The organism is Stenotrophomonas sp. JAI102 (assembly GCF_013409105.1).
GTDB lineage: Bacteria > Pseudomonadota > Gammaproteobacteria > Xanthomonadales > Xanthomonadaceae > Stenotrophomonas > Stenotrophomonas maltophilia_AA.
In genome coordinates, this window is record NZ_JACCCI010000001.1 from 1,431,375 (window position 1) to 1,450,938 (window position 19,564).

Consider the following 19,564-nt stretch of genomic DNA (forward strand, 5'->3'; position numbering starts at 1 on the left):
TGCGCTTTATGAAGACAGATGAACGCCCGCTATAACGCCGCCGATATTGAAGTCCTGTCCGGCCTGGACCCGGTCAAGCGCCGCCCCGGCATGTACACCGACACCGCGCGCCCGAACCATCTGGCGCAGGAAGTCATCGACAATGCCGTCGACGAAGCCTTGGCCGGACACGCCCGCACGGTCGAAGTCACGCTGTTCAAGGACGGCAGCTGCGAGGTCAGCGATGACGGCCGCGGCATGCCCGTGGACATCCACCCCGAGGAGAAGATCCCCGGCGTCGAACTGATCCTGACCCGCCTGCATGCGGGCGGCAAGTTCAACAACAAGAACTACACCTTCTCCGGCGGCCTGCATGGCGTCGGCGTCAGCGTGGTCAACGCGTTGTCCACCCTGGTCGAAGTGCACATCAAGCGCGACGGCAGCGAACACCGCATCACCTTCCGCAACGGCGACCGCGCCACCCCGCTGGAAGTGGTCGGCAGCGTCGGCAAGAAGAACACCGGTACCCGCGTGCGCTTCTGGGCCGACCCGAAGTACTTCGATACGCCCAAGTACAACCTGCGTGCGCTGCGCCACCTGCTGCGCGCCAAGGCCGTGCTGTGCCCGGGCCTGACCGTCAAGCTTCTCGATGAAGCCACCGGCGAGCAGGACACCTGGTACTACGAAGATGGCCTGAGCGATTACCTGAAGGCCGAGCTTGGCGAGCGCGAGATGCTGCCGGCCGACCTGTTCGTGGGCCACCTGAAGAAAGAAAACGAGATCGTGGACTGGGCCCTGGCCTGGATTCCCGAGGGTGAACTGGTCCAGGAAAGCTACGTCAACCTGATCCCGACCGCTCAGCACGGCACCCACGCCAACGGCCTGCGCACCGGCCTGACCGAGGCGCTGCGCGAGTTCTGCGACTTCCGCAACCTGCTGCCACGTGGCGTCAAGCTGGCCCCGGAAGACGTCTGGGACCGCGTGTCGTTCGTGCTGTCGCTGAAGATGACCGATCCGCAGTTCAGCGGCCAGACCAAGGAACGGCTGTCCTCGCGCCAGGCCGCGGGCTTCGTCGAGGGCGCAGCGCATGATGCCTTCAGCCTGCTGCTGAACCAGAACGTCGCCTTGGGCGAGCAGATCGCGCAGCTGGCCATCGAGCGCGCCAGTGCGCGCCTGAAGACCGAAAAGCTGGTGACCCGCAAGAAGGTCACCCAGGGCCCCGCCCTGCCCGGCAAGCTGGCCGACTGCATCAGCCAGGACCTGTCGCGCACCGAGCTGTTCCTGGTCGAAGGCGACTCCGCGGGCGGCAGTGCCAAGCAGGCCCGCGACAAGGACTTCCAGGCGATCCTGCCGCTGCGCGGCAAGATCCTCAACACCTGGGAAGTGTCCTCGGGCAGCGTGCTGGCCTCCGAAGAAGTGCACAATCTGGCGATCGCGATCGGCTGCGACCCGGGCAAGGAAGACATCGCCGGCCTGCGCTACGGCAAGGTCGTCATCCTGGCCGACGCCGACTCGGACGGCCTGCACATCGCGACCCTGCTGACCGCGCTGTTCCTCAAGCACTTCCCGGCGCTGGTCGATGCCGGTCACGTGTTCGTGGCGATGCCGCCGCTGTTCCGCGTCGACGTGGGCAAGCAGGTGTTCTACGCCCTGGACGAGGAAGAAAAGCGCACGATGCTGGACAAGATCGAGCGCGAGAAGATCAAGGGCCAGGTCAGCGTGACCCGCTTCAAGGGCCTGGGTGAAATGAACCCGCAGCAGCTGCGCGAATCCACCATCCATCCCGATACGCGCCGCCTGGTGCAGCTGACTATCGACGATGGCGAGCAGACCCATTCGCTGATGGATATGCTGCTGGCCAAGAAGCGCGCCAGCGACCGCAAGGGCTGGCTGGAAAAGAAGGGCGACCTGGCCTCGCTGGAAGTCTGATCGACCGGTAGTGACACTGGAAAACCCGCCTCCCGGCGGGTTTTTTCTTGGGCGCGGGGACACGCCAGGCATGGCTACACGGCGCAGGAGCGGCTACCTTGGCCACACCTCGAGCACAGGAACCCGCATGCCGTTCGATCCCACCCTGCAATTGGAGAGCGCGCGCCTGATGTTGACACCGATCCGCGCCACGGACGCGCAGGCGTTGTTCGCGATCCAGTCCGACCGTGCGGTGATGCGGTACTGGAACCATCCGGCGTGGACCGACCTCAAGCAGGCCTATCTGCAGATCTTCGACGATCTGGCCGCGCTGGATGCGGGCACGCAGTTGAAGCTGGCGATCCGGGAGCGTGTGGACGGGCCGCTGCTGGGGATCGTGGTGGTGTTCGCGATCGACGAGACGTCCCGGCGCGCGGAGATCGGGTATCACCTGGCGCCGTCGGCGCAGGGCAAGGGCTACATGCACGAGGCGCTGTCACGGTTCGTGGCATATCTGTTCGATGTGCTGCGCCTGCGCCGCCTGGAAGCGGAGATCGATCCGCGCAACGTCCCCTCGGCGAAGGTGCTGGAGCGGCTCGGCTTCCAGCACGAGGGACTGCTGCGGGAACGCTGGCGGGTCGCCGGCGAAGTATCGGATTCGGCGGTGTATGGGCTGCTCGCAAGGGAGTGGCAGAGGCCAGGCAGCGCAGTGCCGGGGTGACCATCGCACGAAACTCCCCCGGCCATTGCGGCCTCGGCATCCGCCTTGCCCCACGAAAAAGCCCGCCTTTCGGCGGGCTTTTCGATGTTCAACCGCGTGGACCGATCAGGCCCAGCCGAACATTTCGAACAGACGCAGGATCAGGTACGCACAGCCGCCGGCGGCCGGGATCGTCAGGATCCAGGCCCACACGATGCGCTCGATCACGCCGAAGCGCAGCGAACGCGGGTTCTTGGCGAAGCCCACGCCCATGATCGCGGTGGAGATGCTGTGGGTGGTGGAGACCGGCATGCCGAAGTGCGCCGCCACGGTCAGGATCGTGGCCGAGCTGGTTTCCGCGGCGAAACCGTGGATCGGGTGCAGCTTGACCATCTTGTGGCCCAGGGTCTTGATGATCTTCCAGCCGCCCGAAGCGGTACCGGCGGCCATCACCACGGCGCAGGTCAGCACGATCCACATCGCGATGCCGTCACCGGCGCTCGCGTCCGGGTGCATGAAGGCCAGCCAGGACGGCAGGTCGTTCAACGCACCGGTCGCCTCGGCACCGATCAGGGTCATGGCGATGATGCCCATGGTCTTCTGCGCGTCGTTGTGGCCGTGGGCGAAGCCCATGTAGGCCGCCGACACGATCTGCGCCTTGCCGAAGAACGCGTTGACGATGCGCGGGCGAGCCAGGCGGCCCAGGAAGCCACCGATCTTCGCCATGCCCGCGATCATGCCCCACAGCAGCAGCATCACCGCGATGCCGAGCAGGAAGCCGGCGATCGGCGAGGTGATCATCGGCAGGAACACCTTCCACAGCAGGCCCTTGTTCTGGGCCCAGGTGCCGATGCGCTCGGACCAGATCAGCGCGTCCCAGTTGTTGTGGGCCGCGGCCAGGCCGGCGCCGCACAGGCCGCCGATCAGGGCGTGCGAGGACGAGGACGGCAGGCCCTTCCACCAGGTGATCAGGTTCCAGATGATGCCGCCCAGCAGCGCGCACAGGATCACCTGCGGGGTCACATCGACCACGTTGGTGTTGAGCAGGCCCGAGGCGATGGTCAGCGCGACGGCGGTGCCGGTCAGCGCGCCGATGAGGTTCATGAACGCGGCGAGCATCACCGCCCAGCCGGGCGAGAGCACTTTGGTCGCCACCACGGTGGCGATGGAGTTGGCGGTGTCGTGGAAGCCGTTGATGAACTCGAAGACGAGCGCGGCCAGGATCACCACCAGGACAAGGGTCAGCATGCTGTGGCGTCCGTCAGCTGTTCTTCAAGACGATCTGGTACGCCACCACGCCGGCCTCGCGGCAACGATCGATGGCCTTTTCCAGGATCTCGAAGAATTCCTTGAGCAGGAACATCTGCAGGCTGTCCAGGCGGCCGGAATAGATGTCGCGGTACAGCTCGAGCATCAGGCGGTCGGCTTCGTTTTCCAGCGAACGCAGCTTCTCGTTGAGCGCGGTCATCCGGTCCAGGTTCATGTGGCGCAGGTCGTTGACCATCTCCACCACCACGTTGGCGGCCTGTTCCAGCATCGCCGCGCGCGGCGCGAAATCGATGTGCTCCAGATGCTGGGTGGCCAGCGAATAGCGATCGGCGAACTTCTCGATCTGCTTGGGAATCTTGTACAGCGCCGAACCCAGCGCTTCGATGTCTTCGCGCTCGATCGGGGTCATGAAGCTGTCGACCAGCGCCTGGCTGATCTTGTCCGAGGCCGCGCGCTCGCGCAGGCGGGCCAGCTTGAAGGCGTCCAGCGCCGGCTGGCGGTCCGCTTCGCGCAGCATGGAGTGCAGCGCCTTGGAGCTGTCCTGGGCGGCCTGGGCAGCCTCGTCCAGCAGGGTGTAGAACTGTTTGCCGGAGCCAAAAATGGTCTGCAGAGAGAACATTGAGAAACCTATTCGCCGTCGAGGAAGGACGGCACCGGGCGGAATTATGACGGTTTGATGTCCAATCCGGGTACTCCCTGTCATCTTCACGCTCTGACGGCCCTGCCTGAACGACCCTGATTGCATCCCTGCCCCGGCCTTTTGTTAAGATGCGCGGGCACCTTCGGGTGCACTCTATGGACGACGACCCTTACCCCCCGCCGCACCGCCGCGCTCACGCGCCCTCCGGTAGCCGACATCGCTTGAACACGCCCTCCCTGCCACCAACCGGGGATGCCGCCCGTGTTTGAACTGATTATTGTCCTCGCCCTGATCCTGCTCAACGGCTTCTTCGCCATGTCCGAGATGTCGGTCATGACCTCGCGCAAGAGCCGGCTCAAGCAGATGGCCGGCTCCAGCAAGCGCGCCGAGCGCGCCCTGGCGCTGTCCGAGAAGCCCGAGAACTTCCTCTCCACGGTCCAGATCGGGATCACCCTGATCGGCATCCTGACCGGCCTGTTCGGCGGTGAGGCCATCGGCCTGACCATTGCCGAGTGGCTGCAGGGCATGTTCCCGGCCTTTGCTTACTCGGGCGTGGTCGGCAAGACGCTGGCCGTGGCCCTGATCACCTTCCTGACGCTGATCTTCGGCGAACTGGTCCCCAAGCGGCTGGCCCTGACCCGTTCGGAGGACATCGCCGGCCTGGTGGCGCTGCCGATGAGCTGGCTGGCCCGCATCGCCGCGCCCGGCGTCTGGCTGCTGTCCCACTCCACCCGGCTGGTGCTGCGCGTGCTCGGCCTGGGCAAGGACGAATCGGCCTCGGTGACGGAAGAAGAGATCCGCATGCTGGTGGCCGAGAGCCACGAGGCCGGCGTGATCGACGCCCACGAGCGCGACATGATGAACCGCGTCATGCGCCTGGGCGACCGCACCGCCGACAGCCTGATGACCCCGCGCAACCGGATCGCATGGCTGGATACCCAGGCCGATCCGGAGAAGAACATCGCGACCATGCGCGAGAACGAGTTCTCGCGGTACCCGGTGTTCCGCGACAACGACCAGGACATCGTCGGCGTGCTCGAGGTCAAGAGCCTGGTGACCCGACTGGTGCGCGATGACCATTCGCTGTTCCAGAACCTGCGCGAGCCGCTGTACGTCTCCGAGTCCACCCATGCGATGAAGCTGCTGGAGATCTTCCGCGAGGAACAGCAGTCGATGGCGCTGGTGGTGGACGAGTACGGCGAGATCCAGGGCCTGGTCACCATCAGCGACCTGATGGGCGCGGTGGTTGGCCGCCTGCAGTCGGTGGAGAACGTGGACGAGGACGCGCTGGTGGTGACCCGTGAGGATGGCTCGTTCCTGGTCGACGGTTCGCTGTCGATCGAGGACCTGCGCGAACTGATGGGCAACGCCGAGCTGCCCGATGCCGACGATGGCGACTACTACACGCTGGCCGGCATGTGCATCCACTATTTCGGCCGCATCCCGCATGCGGGCGAGTACTTCGATTGGGCCGGCTGGCGCATCGAGATCGTCGATCTCGACGGTGCCCGGGTCGACAAGCTGCTGCTGCGTACCCTGAGCGAAGACGAGACCGATGACATCACCGGCTGAGCCGACGCCGCCGGACCCGACGCGGCCCCAGTACCGCAACGAGGGTATCCGTACCCTGCTGGCGATGTTCGACCACGGTGACCCGGAGCAACGGCTGCTGCTGGGCCAGATTCTGCAGGACCTGCAGCAGAGTGCGTTCGGTGTGTTTCTGTTCGTCGCGATCCTGCCCGCCTTCATTCCGATCCCCGGGATCGGCGGTGCGGTCAGCGGGCCGCTGGTGGTGCTGATCGGCGCGCAGATGCTGTGCGGCATGCGCCGGCCGTGGCTGCCGGGCTTCGTCAGCAGGCGGGGTCCGAAACGCGGAACCATGCATCGTTTCCTGGAGCGCATCGACGGCCCGCTGCGGCGGCTGGACCGCCTGCTCAAGCCGCGGATGCCCGGCCTGCTGGTGCCGCTGCCGGCGCATGCGTTCAGCGGCCTTCTGCTGATCCTGATCGGCGTACTGTTGTCGCTGCCGATCCCGCTCACCAATTACCTGTTCGGCTTCCAGCTGCTGCTGTTCGCCCTCGCGCTGCTGGAGCGCGACGGCGTGCTGATGCTGCTCAACTGGATCGGCGCCGTGGCCGCCGTGTTGTTCTTCGGCTTCAGTTCGGGGCAGCTGGTGGGCTATACGGTGGATCTGTTCCAGCGCTGGTTCTGACGTACCGACCAACGGTCGGTACCTACCGCGTTTCTGACCAACGGTCGGTACCTTCCGCATTGCTGACCAACGGTCGGTACCTTCCGCATTGCTCACCAACGGTTGGTACCTGTCGTTGAAGTACCGACCAACGGTCGGTACCTACCGCTGAATTACCTACGCGCCCGGCTTGAGATCCACCGTGCCGGTGTCGGACATCGCGCCCGGATCGTCGGTCACCGCCGACAGCACGAAGTACAGTGCCTTGCCCAGCAGGCCACCGGGGCCATCCCAGTACTCGGCCGATTCGGCGCTGACGTGGATCAGGCGCAGGTTCGGGTCGTCCTTGCCGCCGGGGAAGAAGAGCTTCATCGCCGGTGACCACAGCTCATCGATCTTGGCGCGGTCATTGACCACGCGGGCCGTACCCGAAACCGAGACATAGGTGTTGCCCGAGGGCGACGCGTAGGCAACGTTGACGCGCGGATTGGCCGCGATCTCGGCGATCTTCGGGCTGTCGGCCCCGGTGGCGAACCACAGGTCGCCATCGAACTCGACTTCCTGCGTGCCCAGCGGTCGGCTGAACAACCGTCCATCCGCGCCGACCGTGGTGAACATCGCGATGTCCACGTCGCGGATCAATCCGGCCAGTTGTTTGATGTGCTGCTGGCGATCGTGTTCGGCCATGAGGTGGCTCCTGTAAGGGGAGCCCCCATCACAGCCGATTGGCGGCTACGGCGACGTGAACCGCGCGGTCACGCGTTCTTCGCATGCAGCGCCGGGGTCAGGCCTGCAACGCGCGCCATGCCTGCATCGCCAGGCCGAACGAACGCTTGCGCGCGGCATGATCGTAGATGTTGGCGGTGACCAGCACTTCGTCCGGCTTGTGCCGCGCCACGAAGGCGGCGAGACCGTCCTGCACCTGCTTCACGTCACCGACCACCGCGCAGGCCAGCGCGCTCTGAACACCGGCCTTTTCGTGCGGCTGCCAGAACGCTTCGATGTCGTCGATCGGCGGCGGAATCAGGCCCGGCAGGCCGCGGCGCAGATTGACGAAGCTCTGCTGCTGGGTGGTGAACAGCCGCTTGGCGTCGGCCTCGGAGTCACTGGCGACCACGTTCAGGCCCAGCACCGCGTACGGCGCCTGCAGATACTGCGAGGCGCGGAACTCGCGACGGTAGACCGCCAACGCTTCGTCCATCGCGTCCGGGGCGAAGTGCGAGGCGAACGCGAACGGCAGCCCCATCGCCGCCGACAGGCGCGCACTGAAGAGACTGGAGCCCAGCAGCCACACCGGCACCGGAATCCCCGCACCGGGCACGGCGCGCACGGCCTGGCCCTTCTGGGCCGGCTCGAAGTAGTGCAGCAGCTCGCGCACGTCCTGCGGGAACTGGTCGGCGCTGTCGAAGTAACGGCGCAGCGCACGGGCGGTCGGCTGGTCGGTGCCCGGCGCGCGGCCCAGGCCGAGATCGATGCGGTCCGGGTACAGCGAGGCCAGCGTGCCGAACTGCTCGGCCACCTGCAGCGGCGAGTGGTTGGGCAGCATGATGCCGCCGGCGCCGACGCGGATGCGCTGGGTGCCACCGGCCACATGACCGATCAGCACCGCGGTCGCGGCGCTGGCGATGCCAGGCATGTTGTGGTGCTCGGCCAGCCAATAGCGATGGAAACCCCAGCCTTCGGCGTGCTGGGCCAGGTCCAGCATGTTGGCGAAGGCCTGCGTGGTGTCGCTGCCTTCGCAGACCGGCGCCAGATCAAGAATCGACAGCTGCATCATGAATGCTCGTTCCAACCAGGAGATATCTCACTGAGATGGGGCTGTCCGCGCGGTTTGCCACCGCCCACAAGGCACGGATGGCAAGACGCTGATTTCCGTCTCGCGACGATTCAGGACAATCAAGGCCGTGAAGACGGCTCAGGCGGCGTCGGCGTTGGCGTCCTGGTCGACCAGGGGTTGCAGAGACGGGTCCAGCGCCACCCGCTCGTCGAACACGAAGCAGCGGCCGTCATAGCCCTCGCCGCCCACGGCCTCGAAATAGCCCAGGATGCCGCCGTCCAGCTGCAGCACGTTGTCCATGCCGTCATTGCGCATCCACAGCGCCGCCTTCTCGCAGCGGATGCCGCCGGTGCAGAAGCTGACCACCGTGCTGTCCTTGAGCGCCTCGCGGTGCGGGGCCAGGGCCTCGGGCAGGTCGGTGAACTTGGTGATCGGCAGCACCAGCGCGTCCTGGAAGGTGCCGTACTCGATTTCCTGGGTGTTGCGGGTGTCCAGCATCACCACCGGCCTGCCCGCGTCATCGTGCCCCTGGCGCAGCCAGCGCTGCACCGTGGCGGGATCGATCGAGGGTGCGCGCGGATAGGCCAGCGGCTGGCCGTCATCGATGCGGAAACTGATGATCTCCGGCTTGACCTTGGCCTTGAGCCGGGCGAACGGCTGCATGTGGCTGTAGCTGGTCTTCACGCGCAGCCCGGCAAACCGCGGATCCGCCCGCAGCGCGGCGTAGAAGCCGTCGATCCCGGGCTCGGCGCCGGCCAGGAACAGGTTGATGCCCTCGCCCGCCACCAGGATCGTACCGCGCAGCTGCGCGGCGGTTGCCCGCTCCAGCAGGGTCGCGCACAGCGCGTCCGGGTCGGCGACAGGGGTGAAGTGGTAGGCAGCGGTATTGGCGATCATCCCGGCATTTTAGCCGCTGGTCAGGCGCCGCGCCTGACCCGGCCGGGAATCAGCCGCGCAGCAGCACGAACGGCAGCAGCACCAGCGCGGTCGCGACGGCCATGCCGATCAGCACCGCGACCACGAACACCGGGCGGCGCCGGATCAGGCTGCCGAAGGTCTCGGCCGTGCCCTCGCGCAGGGCGGCCTCGCGCTCACCGCGGACGCGTTCACCGCGCGCCTGCTGGTACTCGGCCATCAGCGCCTTGGCCCGGGGGTGATCCTCGTTGTCGCGGACCCAGATCCCGCCAAAGGAGATTCCCCAGGGGCTGGGCTCGGTGCGGTAATGGGCGATGCCCGCCTTGTCCAGCAGGGCGGTGACATCCTGGATTTCATCGTCCGCGACATTGCGCAGGTTGAGCAGCAGTTTCGACATGCGCCCATGATAGCGCCCGGCGATGCGCTACCCTTGCGTCCCCGTTTTTTGGATCCGGAGCCCGCCATGCGCCGTCTGCCGCGTTACCTGCTCGCCCCCCTGATGTTGTCGCTGCTGGCGGCCTGCACCCCGCCCGGCCCGCCGCCCGGGGGCAGCATCGCGCAGTTCGAGAAGATCGACACCCAGCCGGGCACCGGCGCCGAGGCCACGCCGGGCAGCAAGGTCACCGTGCATTACACCGGGTGGATCTACGACGAACGCACCGCCGACAAGCATGGCGACAAGTTCGACAGCTCGGTGGACCGTGGCGAGCCCTTCAGCTTCGATCTCGGCCAGGGCCAGGTCATCAAGGGCTGGGACGAAGGTTTCGCCGGCATGAAGGTGGGCGGCAAGCGCACGCTGATGATCCCTGCCGAGTATGGCTATGGCGCCCGCCGCGCCGGTCCGATCGCACCGAACTCCTCGCTGGTGTTCGATGTCGAGCTGCTCGACGTCAAGCCGCGTTGATCCTGCCTGCATGAGCATTGCCCTGACTCCCCCACGCCGGGTTGCGATCATCGGCGGCGGTCCCGCCGGCCTGATGGCGGCGGAAACCGTGCGCGCTGCCGGCCACGTCGTCGATCTGTACGAGGCCAAGGGATCCCCCGGCCGCAAGTTCCTGATCGCCGGCAAGGGCGGCCTCAACCTGACCCACTCCGATGCGCGCGACGTGTTCGTCTCGCGTTATCGCGAGCGGGCGGAAGCGGTAGGCGGCTGGCTGGCCGATTTCGATGCCGGTGCGCTGCGCGCCTGGGCGCTGGCATTCGGCGTGGAGACCTACGTGGGCAGTTCGGGGCGCGTGTTCCCGGTCGATCGCAAGGCCGCGCCACTGCTGCGCGGCTGGGTGCGGCGGCTGAAGGAACAGGGTGTGCGCGTCCATGTGCAGCATCGCTGGACCGGTTGGGATGACGCGGGCGCGCTGTGTTTCCAGACCCCTGAAGGCGCGACCACCGTGACTGCCGACGCCGTGGTGTTCGCGCTCGGCGGCGGCAGTTGGCCGGAACTGGGGTCGGATGGCGCGTGGGTCTCTCCCATGAGCGCGCGCGGCATCGACATCGCCCCGCTGAAGCCGGCCAACTGCGGCTTCGACATCGGCTGGACGCCCTACTTCAGCGAGCGCCAGGCCGGTGCCCCGCTCAAGCCGGTGGTGGCGCACTGGACCGACCTGCAGGGTCAGCCGCGCTCGCTGCAGGGCGAATGCGTGATCACCGCGACCGGGATCGAAGGCAGCCTGATCTATGCGCTGTCGGCCGATCTGCGCGACGGCCTGGCCCGCGATGGCCGGGTGGACCTGCAGCTGGACCTGTTGCCGGGCCAGACCGAAGCACAGGTACTGGAGAAGCTGCAGAAGCCACGCCAGGGCCGCAGCTTCGGCGAGTTCCTGCGTCGCCAGCTCGGCCTGGGCGGGGTCAAATCCGCGCTGCTGTTCGAGGTGCTGGGCCGCGAGGCCGGGCAGCTGCCGCAGGACCGGATCGCGCACGCGCTCAAGCGCCTGCCGCTGGCACTGCAGGCACCGCGGCCGATCGATGAAGTGATCAGCACCGCCGGTGGCGTGCGGCTGGAGGCGATGGACGCGCAGTTGATGCTGCGCGAGCGCCCCGGCACGTTCTGCGCCGGCGAGATGCTGGACTGGGAAGCGCCGACCGGCGGTTACCTGCTGACGGCGTGCTACGCCAGCGGGCTGCGCGCCGGGCGTGGCGTGGTGGCGTGGCTGGCGCAGGCGTAGACCGCGTGGTGCCGGCCAGCGGCCGACACTACCAGTGACGCGCCGGGACAGGCGCTCAGCACACCTCGGCGTGCATGCCGCGCGCAGCATCGAGGTAGTGCCGGCCGCTGGCCGGCATCACCGTGTGCGCTGCATGCGCACCGAGGCGAGCGCTACCCCGCTGGGATGCGGATAGGATTCCTCGCGCAGGGCCTCGAAGCCACAACGGGTGTAGAACGGCACCGCGTTGAGCGAGGCCGAGAGCACCAGCGGCCGCGCCGGATCGGCCAACGCCTCCATCGCCTGCATCAAGGTCAGGCCGATGCCACGGCCACCGCAGTCGGGATCGACGAACAGCGCATCGATCTCATTGCCGTCCCGATCGATCACCCCGTACCCCAGCAGGTCGCCGTCGTTGTCTTCAGCGATCACGCAGCCACCGGCCGCCAACAGCGCGCGATAGTGCGCCGGCGGTGGCGTGGCCGACCAGGGCCCGATCACCTCCGGCGGATAGGCCGCGCTGCACAGTTCGCGCACGCAGCGCGTGCGCAACACCCACAGGGCGTCGGCCTCATCGGCACGTCCCACACGCAGTTGAACGGTACGGTCTCCACTCATCGCGATTTGCTCGTCCGCAGCGCCTGGATGCGCGCCGGGGGCTGGAAGGAATCGCTGCGCGCATCGGCCCAGTAATCGTGGAAGACGGCATGGTCCGGCACCTTGCGCAGCAGCTCGCCCGGGGCGAGATACCGGTACAGCGATGCCAGCGATCGGATCTCCACCGGTGAAACACGGCGCAGGATGTGCTCCGGTCCCAGCTCCGACGGATCATTGAGGCCGGCCGCACACAGCAGGTCGCGCAGCGCACGCAGCGTGTTCTCGTGATAGCTGTGCACGCGCGTGGCCTTGTCGGTCGCGTCCAGGTGGCGCCAGCGATGCGGGTTCTGCGTGGCGATGCCGGTCGGGCATTTGTCGCTGTGGCAGCTCAGCGACTGGATGCAGCCCAGCGCGAACATGAAGCCCCGCCCGGCATTGCACCAGTCCGCGCCCAGCGCGATGGTGCGGGCGATCTCAAACGCGCTGGTCACCTTGCCGGCCGCACCGATACGGATACGGTCGCGCAGGTCCAGCCCGACCAGGGTGTTGTGCACCAGCAGCAGGGCTTCATGCATGGGCACGCCGACATGATCGATGAACTCGGCCGGTGCCGCACCCGTACCGCCCTCGGCCCCGTCGACCACGATGAAGTCCGGCAGCAACCCGGTTTCCTGCATTGCCTTGGCGATGCCGAACCACTCCCAGGGATGACCGATGGCCAGCTTGAAACCGACCGGCTTGCCGCCGGACAACTCCCGCAGCCGCGCCACGAACTGCAGCAGCTCGACCGGCGTGTTGAACGCACTGTGCTTCGACGGCGAGACGCACTCCACGCCCATCGGCACGCCGCGGGTGATCGAGATTTCCTCGCTGACCTTGGCCGCCGGCAGCACGCCGCCGTGGCCGGGCTTGGCCCCCTGCGAGAGCTTGATCTCGATCATCTTGACCTGATCGTGGCTGGCGTTGGCGACGAACTTCTCTTCGCTGAAGCCACCCGCATCGTCACGGCAGCCGAAGTAGCCCGAGCCGATTTCCCAGACCAGATCGCCGCCCATCTCACGGTGATACGGTGAGATCGACCCTTCGCCGGTGTCGTGATAGAAACTGCCGCGCCGTGCGCCTTCGTTGAGCGCGCGGATCGCATTGGCCGACAGCGAGCCGAAGCTCATCGCGGAGATGTTGAACACACTGGCCGAATACGGCTTGGCGCAGTTGGGGCCGATCTGGATGCGGAAATCGTGGTGGCCGATCTCGGTCGGCGCGAGCGAATGGTTGATCCATTCGTAGTCCACGGCGTACGTGCTGCGCAGCGTGCCGAACGGCACCACGTCCATGTCATTCTTCGAGCGCTGGTAGATCAGGGCGCGCTGCTGCCGCGAGAACGGCACGTCCTCCAGATCGCTCTGCACGAAGTACTGGCGGATCTCCGGGCCGATCGATTCCAGCCCGTAGCGGAAGTGCGCCAGCACCGGGTAGTTGCGCCGCAGCGTGCTGCGTTTCTGTAACAGATCCCAAGTGCCCAGCACCGCCAGTGCGGCCGTCACCCCCACGCCCCAGTACCAGGCGGGCCAGATCGTGGCCAACCACAGGCAGACCGGAAACAGCAGGATGGCGAGCAGATACGCGAGATAGCGATGCATGGCTTTCCTCAATCAATAGCTGCCCCGAGTCTACAGGCGGTCGTCCACCACTTCCCGGGGCCATACGGATTTGACGTCGTACACCACGCCACCGGGCGTGAGCAGCGCGCGCACCTGCGCCGCGTCGAAGGCGCGGAAACGCTCATGCGCCACCGCCAGCACCACCGCGTCATAGCCGGCCGCCGCCGGTGCCTCGACCCAGTGCACCCCCGCATCGGCGAGCGCGGCCGGCCCGACCCACGGGTCCTGCACGTCCACCCGCGCGCCACTGGCCTGCAGCCGCTGCGCCAGCTCCAGCGCACGGCTGTTGCGCAGGTCCGGGCAGTTCTCCTTGAAAGTCACGCCCAGCACCAGCACGCGCGCCTGTGCGACGGCGATGCTGCGCGAGGCCAGCAGCGCCAGCACTCGCTGTGCGACGTGCTCGCCGACCCGGTTGTTGACCTGGCGCGCGGTGTGGATCAGATCGGGGTGGTACCCCACGCTTTCGGACTTGTGCAGCAGGTAGTACGGGTCCACGCCGATGCAGTGGCCGCCAACCAGTCCGGGCCGGAACGGCAGGAAGTTCCACTTGCTGCCGGCGGCGTCCAGCACATCCTGGGTGTCGATGCCGAGCCGGTCGAAAATCAGCGCCAGCTCGTTGACCAAGGCGATGTTGACGTCGCGCTGGATGTTCTCGATCACCTTGGCCGCTTCGGCCACGCGGATCGAGGGCGCCGGCCAGGTGCCGGCGGTGATGATGCCCTTGTACAGCGCGTCGACCACGGCGGCGACCTCGGGCGTCGAGCCGGAGGTGATCTTGCGGATATCCGGCAGCCGGCGTTCGCGATCGCCCGGATTGATCCGCTCGGGGCTGTAGCCGCAGTAGAAATCGACGTTGAAGCGCAGCCCCGATCCCGCCTCCAGCAGCGGCACGCACACTTCTTCGGTGGTGCCGGGATAGACGGTGGATTCGTAGATGACGATGTCGCCGGGTGTGAGCAGGCCGGCGATCAGGGTGCTGGCGCTGCGCAACGGCGCCAGGTCGGGCTGTTCGTGTGCGTCGATCGGGGTCGGCACGGTCACGATGTACACATTGCACTCGGCCAGATCGGTCGGATTGGCGGTGTAACGCGCGTGTACCGCGGCAGCGAGTTCGTCCGCCTCGAGTTCCAGGGTGTGGTCCACCCCACGCTGCAGCTCGGCCACGCGCGCGTGGTCGATGTCGTAGCCGATCGTGGCGTGTTTTCCGCCGAAGGTCACCGTCAACGGCAGACCGACGTAGCCGAGCCCGATGACGCCGATGCGCGGGGCGAGCGCGGCGGAGATGGCCTGCGTCATCGAGCGGCTCCGCACCGCGGAACCGGACCGGCCATCAGGCGGGGCATCATCAGGGAATACGTCATGCGCTACGGAACCGGGGGTGCAGGTGATGCAAGCCTAACGCGCCGGACCCTGCCCCACAAAGAACAAAGCCGCCGCCCGCGGAGAGTACGGACGACGGCCAAAGGAATAATGGTCCAGCTGCGGTTACTACCCTTTCAGACAGCCTCCAAGGGCAAACCCCGCAAGACTGGTCACAGCTGGTAGAAACATACTAGGCACTGAGCCGTGATCATTCTGTTACGGCCAGCGTTGTTTTGCGTTACGACCCCAGCGTCACCGCCGCCGGTTCCAGCTCTCCGGAGACACCGGTCCAGGCGGCGAGGAGACACCCGAAGCCTGCCAGTGTGTCGCTGCCAGCCGCGGTCAACGACTGGAATCCCTGCCACGGCGCTTCGGCGATGCGCGCCAGTGCCGTCGGGTCGACCGCTGCCGATGCCATCGTCCAGCGCGGGAAATGACGGGCATCCACCCGACCACGCGCGAGTTCGCGAAGATTCGTATGGATACGCGCGTTGAGCACACGCTGGAACACTGAGTCGACGCCGTCTTCCGGGCCTTCGAAGTACTGCAGGAAGCGCTGGCCGTCGAACATCAGCACGCCGGTCACACCCGCCACTTTGTTGAATCCCATGGCTGCCTGCAGGATCTGATCGATATCAGACGTTTCGATTCCATCGATAGCGTCGCTGACATAGGCGACCGCATGCAGCGGCATGAAGTATTTCCTTGATGAACTTAAGCTGACTATGCCACGAAGCCTTCGCACTGGGTAGACGCCGTATATCGCGCTCACTCCGGCACCAGGACCTCGTAGCCACGCGCCCGCAGTTGATCGGCATAGCCACCGGGCGTGACCATCGACGTCACCGGGACGGTGGCGAAGGTCACCGCGTTGCGACGCAGCGCAGCGCTGGCCATGTCCAGCCATTTACGCTGCGCCTGGGCATCGACGTCGGCCAGCCCGCGCCGCCGCCCGAAGTCGCTGGTCGCCACCGCATCCACGCAGGCCAGGTACTGCCCTTTGACCGCCAGACTCTCCAGCGCCGCGATGTCGCCGACCGACCAGGCATTGGCCCGCTCGGCCAGCAGCGGCAGCCCGTGCTCGACCACGTCCAGTGTGCGGCGGAAGCACTCCACGTCCTGCAGCGCGGTGCCGCGCACTTCCTTGAGCGCTTGCCGCGGGTCGGCGATCTTGATCGTCACCCGTGTCGATACGGGCGTAATGCCGCGAGCCTTGCTGGCCTTCTCCACCACCTTGGACACCGGCGAGGAACGCCCAAGGCCGACATCCTTGAGCGCGGCCGCGTACAACTGCCCCGCCGCGACCAGGGGCCGGTCCTTCTCGATGCCGTTGTCGCGCCCGATGTGGCGCTGCTTGAGCACCTCCCAGCGCGCGTAGAGGTCGGCCGGCACGACCTCGCGCAGCGTGCGCCCGTCCGGGTCACGCGCGGCCTTCATCGCCGAGGGCAGCAGGGTCAATCCGCGGAAGAAACCTACATCGGCGTCCAGCGTCCAGCCGGGTGAGCCAAGCACCTCCTGCGCGCTGGCGATCACGGCCCGCACCTCGTCGGCGCGCCACTCCAGCTTGGCGGGCAGCGGCGACACGGTACCGAGGATCCACAGCGTGTGGCCCTGCGCGTCGCGGACCTGCCACATACCGGGCCCGGGCTGCTCGCCCGAGACCACCACCGGCGCGAGGTCGATCACCTCCCCCGCAGCCTCCTTCGCCGCCGGCAGCGGCGTCGGAACCTGGGCATGGGCGACGCTGCCGAGCAGCAGCGCGACACTCCACACCAGTGCTTTCCCTGCACGTACTGCGTTTGCCATGTGGCCTGTCCGGGATGGTGTGCTGCGCAGCCTACGGCGGTGTGCGTCGGGCTGCGTAAAGTTTGCGTTGCGCGTGATCCCAAGAAGCCTTGGTGCCCGGGGCCGGAATCGAACCGGCATGGGGTTGCCCCCGGCGGATTTTAAGTCCGATGCGTCTACCAGTTTCGCCACCCGGGCAACGGCGCGCATAGGGTGCCTGATCACGCCGGGTTTTGGAATGCACGCACGCCGATGCCACCGCGCTCAGATCGCCCGCGAGTAGCGTACCGGCTGGTCCGGTTGGGCCAGATAGCGGTCGAAACACATCGCCAGCAGCCGCAGCAGCGGGCGTCCACGCTCACTGGCACGCACCACGCCCTGCGTGTACTCGGCCAGGCCGTCGGCCTGCAGTGCGGCCAGCGCGCGCAGCCCGTCGGCGAAATACGTGTCGAAGTCCACGCCATACCTCGCCGCAAGCGCCCTGCCATCCACTTCGCCCTGGCACATCAGCTGGCCGATCAGGTCGGCACGCAGCACATCGTCCGGGTCCAGTGCCAGGCCGCGCCAGACCGGCAGCCGCCCCGCATCGACGGCCGCTTCCCAGGCCGGCAGCTCGCGCGGGTTCTGGCTGTAGGTGTTGCCGATATGGCTGATCGCGCTGGCGCCAAGGCCGACCAGATCGGTATCGGCGTGCGTGGTGTAGCCCATGAAGTTGCGGTGCAGTTGACCCGCGCGTTGGGCGCGCGAGAGGTCTTCCTCCGGCAGCGCGAAGTGGTCCATGCCGATGTACTGATACCCCGCCTCGGAGAGTCGCTGCACCGCCAGGCCGAGCAGGGCGAGTTTCTGTTCGGGGCTGGGCAGATCCGCATCGGCGATCTGGCGCTGCGCGCGGAACAGGTGCGGCAGGTGCGCGTAGCCATAGACCGCCAGGCGATCCGGCCGCTCGCGCAACACCGTTTCCAGCGTCTGCGCGAAACCGGCCAACGTCTGTTTCGGCAACCCATAGATCAGATCGACATTGACCGAGCGCAGCCCGTACTCGCGGCATGCACGCAGGATATCCAGCGTGGCTTCCACGCCCTGCTCGCGGTTGATCGCCTTCTGTACATCGGGATCGAAATCCTGCACGCCCAGACTGGCGCGATTGAAGCCCAGTTCGGCCAGCACCGCGATGTCGGCGCGCGTGACGAAGCGCGGATCGAGCTCGATGGAAAAGTCGCGCGAGGCCGCCGTGCTGAGCGTGAAGCGCTGGCGCAGCCCCTCGATCAGCTCGCGCATCTGTGCCGGCGCGAGGAAGTTCGGCGTGCCACCGCCGAGATGCAGCTGGATCACCTCCCGCGCCGGATCGAACTGTGGCCCCATCAGGTCCGCCTCGTTCAGCACCCGCGCGACATAGGCGATGCCCTTGCCGTGGTCGCGGGTGATGACCCGGTTGCAACCGCAGTAGAAGCACGGGCTGCTGCAGTACGGCACATGGACATACAGCGACAACGGTCGCCCGAGCCGGTTGCTGTCCACGATGGCCCCGCGCAGGGCCGGTTCACCATAGCCGTCATGGAAGTGCGGCGCGGTCGGATAGGAGGTGTAGCGCGGGCCGGGCCGATCATGGCGGCGCAGCAGCTCGGGGTCGAAGTGCCAGGCGAGCCCGGCGGCGGCAGGCGAGAAGGTATCCATGTCGCCAGCGTGCGCGCACATGGGCGCGCGCGCATTGCGTCAGATCAATTCAGACCCGGGCGCCCTGCCATCGGCAGGCTGGGCCAGCGCAGCATCTGGAAGCGGCGCCAGAACGTATCGGCGATGCGCTCGGCGACATCATCGGCCAGCCGCTGCATCGGCACGTTGCCGCCTTCGGCAGTGGTCTGCCGGAACAACGCCAGCCAGCGGTCGAACAGGTCGCGGTCCAGCTCGTCCATGGCCATGTGCTTGGGCATCGGCGCGCCTTTGAAGCGACGCGTCCCGCGCAGCATCGCCGACCAGAAATCGACCAGCTGGGCCAGGTGCGCATCCCAGTCGTGGACCCGCGCCGCGAACACCCGTGCCAGGCGCGGCTCCTCACGGACACGCGCGTAGAAGTCGTGCACCAGGCGGGTGACCTCGTCCTCGCTGCACAGGTCCAGCGCCGGGAGCGGCAGCGTGTTGTCGGTGGGATCGGCCATGAACATCCTCGGGCGGCAACGCCCAGCATCGTCGGCAGGGTCCGCCGCTGCCTTGATCAGGATCAATGAAGCCGGCGGCGAAGCCTTCTAGTCTGGGAACTCGACAGGAAGCGCGCACCCGCGATCCCGGCCCCCGGTCGGCGCAAAGTATAGCCGTGCCCTGCCCCCTCCTCCTGAGCGTGGCCGCAATGAACGACCTGCACGACCCGCCCGACGGCAGCCGCCGACGGCTGATCCAGCAATGGGGCGCCATCCTGTGGCCCAGCTTCGTCGCCGCCGGCCTGGCCAGCGTGGTGTTCTTCGCCTTCGTCGACCCATTGCGCCTGCGCGACATCAGCTTCCCGCAGCACGAGATCAGCCGCGAGCTCGGGTACACGCTGGGCTTTTTCATGTTCTGGGCGGTCACCGCCGCCGCCAGTGCGATCACCGGGTACCTGCTGCGGCCGATGCCAGGCGACGACGACGATCTGCCGCTGGGCTGAC

The 19,564-nt window shown here is 67.0% G+C and carries 20 protein-coding genes and 1 tRNA gene; 7 read left to right on the forward strand and 14 right to left on the reverse strand.

What is annotated here, in order from left to right; genetic code table 11:
* The first annotated feature begins 18 nt into the window (after window positions 1–18).
* On the forward strand, window positions 19–1,908 hold the full coding sequence (gene parE / locus HDC96_RS06690; RefSeq protein WP_179459261.1) for a DNA topoisomerase IV subunit B: 1,890 nt from the start codon (window positions 19–21) through the stop codon (window positions 1,906–1,908).
* 127 nt (window positions 1,909–2,035) lie between these two features.
* Window positions 2,036–2,608 (forward strand): GNAT family protein, encoded by a 573-nt coding sequence (locus HDC96_RS06695; protein ID WP_179459262.1) that lies wholly within the window; start codon window positions 2,036–2,038, stop codon window positions 2,606–2,608.
* A gap of 105 nt (window positions 2,609–2,713) precedes the next feature.
* Here HDC96_RS06695 and HDC96_RS06700 read toward each other — a convergent pair whose 3' ends face one another.
* The gene (locus tag HDC96_RS06700; protein WP_176989624.1) at window positions 2,714–3,835 is read right to left on the reverse strand and encodes an inorganic phosphate transporter; all 1,122 of its coding nucleotides are present in this window, start codon (window positions 3,833–3,835) and stop codon (window positions 2,714–2,716) included.
* A gap of 13 nt (window positions 3,836–3,848) precedes the next feature.
* Entirely contained in the window at window positions 3,849–4,475 is a 627-nt protein-coding gene (locus HDC96_RS06705; protein WP_176989623.1) for a DUF47 family protein, read from the reverse strand.
* A 282-nt stretch (window positions 4,476–4,757) separates the two neighbouring features.
* Between HDC96_RS06705 and HDC96_RS06710 the strand changes: the two genes are divergently transcribed.
* Together HDC96_RS06710 and HDC96_RS06715 are read left to right on the forward strand one after the other, a co-directional pair.
* Complete coding sequence (locus HDC96_RS06710; RefSeq protein WP_176989622.1) at window positions 4,758–6,068, forward strand: hemolysin family protein; 1,311 nt, start codon at window positions 4,758–4,760, stop codon at window positions 6,066–6,068.
* Window positions 6,052–6,708: an exopolysaccharide biosynthesis protein gene (locus tag HDC96_RS06715; RefSeq protein WP_179459263.1), complete on the forward strand. Its 657-nt coding sequence runs from the start codon at window positions 6,052–6,054 to the stop codon at window positions 6,706–6,708. The genes HDC96_RS06710 and HDC96_RS06715 overlap by 17 nt, the downstream gene beginning before the upstream one ends.
* Window positions 6,709–6,864: 156 nt before the next feature.
* Here HDC96_RS06715 and HDC96_RS06720 read toward each other — a convergent pair whose 3' ends face one another.
* The 4 genes from HDC96_RS06720 to HDC96_RS06735 all read right to left on the reverse strand — a co-directional run bounded on the left by HDC96_RS06720 (window position 6,865) and on the right by HDC96_RS06735 (window position 9,776).
* Complete coding sequence (locus HDC96_RS06720; protein WP_179459264.1) at window positions 6,865–7,374, reverse strand: pyridoxamine 5'-phosphate oxidase family protein; 510 nt, start codon at window positions 7,372–7,374, stop codon at window positions 6,865–6,867.
* Window positions 7,375–7,471: 97 nt separating this feature from the next.
* The gene (locus tag HDC96_RS06725; protein WP_179459265.1) at window positions 7,472–8,464 is read right to left on the reverse strand and encodes an LLM class flavin-dependent oxidoreductase; all 993 of its coding nucleotides are present in this window, start codon (window positions 8,462–8,464) and stop codon (window positions 7,472–7,474) included.
* Window positions 8,465–8,602: 138 nt separating this feature from the next.
* The gene (locus HDC96_RS06730; RefSeq protein WP_179459266.1) at window positions 8,603–9,361 is read right to left on the reverse strand and encodes a sulfurtransferase; all 759 of its coding nucleotides are present in this window, start codon (window positions 9,359–9,361) and stop codon (window positions 8,603–8,605) included.
* 49 nt (window positions 9,362–9,410) lie between these two features.
* The gene (locus HDC96_RS06735; RefSeq protein ID WP_176989617.1) at window positions 9,411–9,776 is read right to left on the reverse strand and encodes a DUF6164 family protein; all 366 of its coding nucleotides are present in this window, start codon (window positions 9,774–9,776) and stop codon (window positions 9,411–9,413) included.
* Between the two features lie 66 nt (window positions 9,777–9,842).
* Here HDC96_RS06735 and HDC96_RS06740 point away from each other — a divergent pair, with 66 nt between their 5' ends.
* The gene (locus HDC96_RS06740; protein WP_019183352.1) at window positions 9,843–10,283 is read left to right on the forward strand and encodes an FKBP-type peptidyl-prolyl cis-trans isomerase; all 441 of its coding nucleotides are present in this window, start codon (window positions 9,843–9,845) and stop codon (window positions 10,281–10,283) included.
* Between the two features lie 10 nt (window positions 10,284–10,293).
* Window positions 10,294–11,541, forward strand: a complete 1,248-nt coding sequence (locus tag HDC96_RS06745) for a TIGR03862 family flavoprotein (RefSeq protein WP_179459267.1) — start codon at window positions 10,294–10,296, stop codon at window positions 11,539–11,541.
* Window positions 11,542–11,658: 117 nt separating this feature from the next.
* On the opposite strand, the gene HDC96_RS06750 is transcribed toward HDC96_RS06745, so the two are convergent.
* The 8 genes from HDC96_RS06750 to HDC96_RS06785 form a co-directional block, all read right to left on the reverse strand.
* Entirely contained in the window at window positions 11,659–12,138 is a 480-nt protein-coding gene (locus HDC96_RS06750) for a GNAT family N-acetyltransferase (protein ID WP_179459268.1), read from the reverse strand.
* Complete coding sequence (locus HDC96_RS06755) at window positions 12,135–13,757, reverse strand: FMN-binding glutamate synthase family protein (RefSeq protein WP_179459269.1); 1,623 nt, start codon at window positions 13,755–13,757, stop codon at window positions 12,135–12,137. The genes HDC96_RS06750 and HDC96_RS06755 overlap by 4 nt, the downstream gene beginning before the upstream one ends.
* 30 nt (window positions 13,758–13,787) lie before the next feature.
* Window positions 13,788–15,074: a nucleotide sugar dehydrogenase gene (locus HDC96_RS06760; protein ID WP_179459270.1), complete on the reverse strand. Its 1,287-nt coding sequence runs from the start codon at window positions 15,072–15,074 to the stop codon at window positions 13,788–13,790.
* A 304-nt stretch (window positions 15,075–15,378) separates the two neighbouring features.
* Window positions 15,379–15,834: a BLUF domain-containing protein gene (locus HDC96_RS06765; protein ID WP_179459271.1), complete on the reverse strand. Its 456-nt coding sequence runs from the start codon at window positions 15,832–15,834 to the stop codon at window positions 15,379–15,381.
* A 74-nt stretch (window positions 15,835–15,908) separates the two neighbouring features.
* Window positions 15,909–16,946: a TraB/GumN family protein gene (locus HDC96_RS06770; protein ID WP_179459272.1), complete on the reverse strand. Its 1,038-nt coding sequence runs from the start codon at window positions 16,944–16,946 to the stop codon at window positions 15,909–15,911.
* A gap of 90 nt (window positions 16,947–17,036) precedes the next feature.
* Window positions 17,037–17,123 (reverse strand) — tRNA-Leu (locus HDC96_RS06775).
* 66 nt (window positions 17,124–17,189) lie between these two features.
* Entirely contained in the window at window positions 17,190–18,599 is a 1,410-nt protein-coding gene (hemN, locus tag HDC96_RS06780) for an oxygen-independent coproporphyrinogen III oxidase (protein ID WP_179459273.1), read from the reverse strand.
* 44 nt (window positions 18,600–18,643) lie between these two features.
* A complete protein-coding gene (locus tag HDC96_RS06785; protein ID WP_179459274.1) occupies window positions 18,644–19,087 on the reverse strand; it encodes a group III truncated hemoglobin in 444 nt (147 codons plus the stop codon).
* Window positions 19,088–19,269: 182 nt separating this feature from the next.
* Here HDC96_RS06785 and HDC96_RS06790 point away from each other — a divergent pair, with 182 nt between their 5' ends.
* Window positions 19,270–19,563, forward strand: coding sequence for a hypothetical protein (locus HDC96_RS06790; protein ID WP_179459275.1), 294 nt, complete (start codon window positions 19,270–19,272; stop codon window positions 19,561–19,563).
* Window position 19,564: the final 1 nt, after the last annotated feature.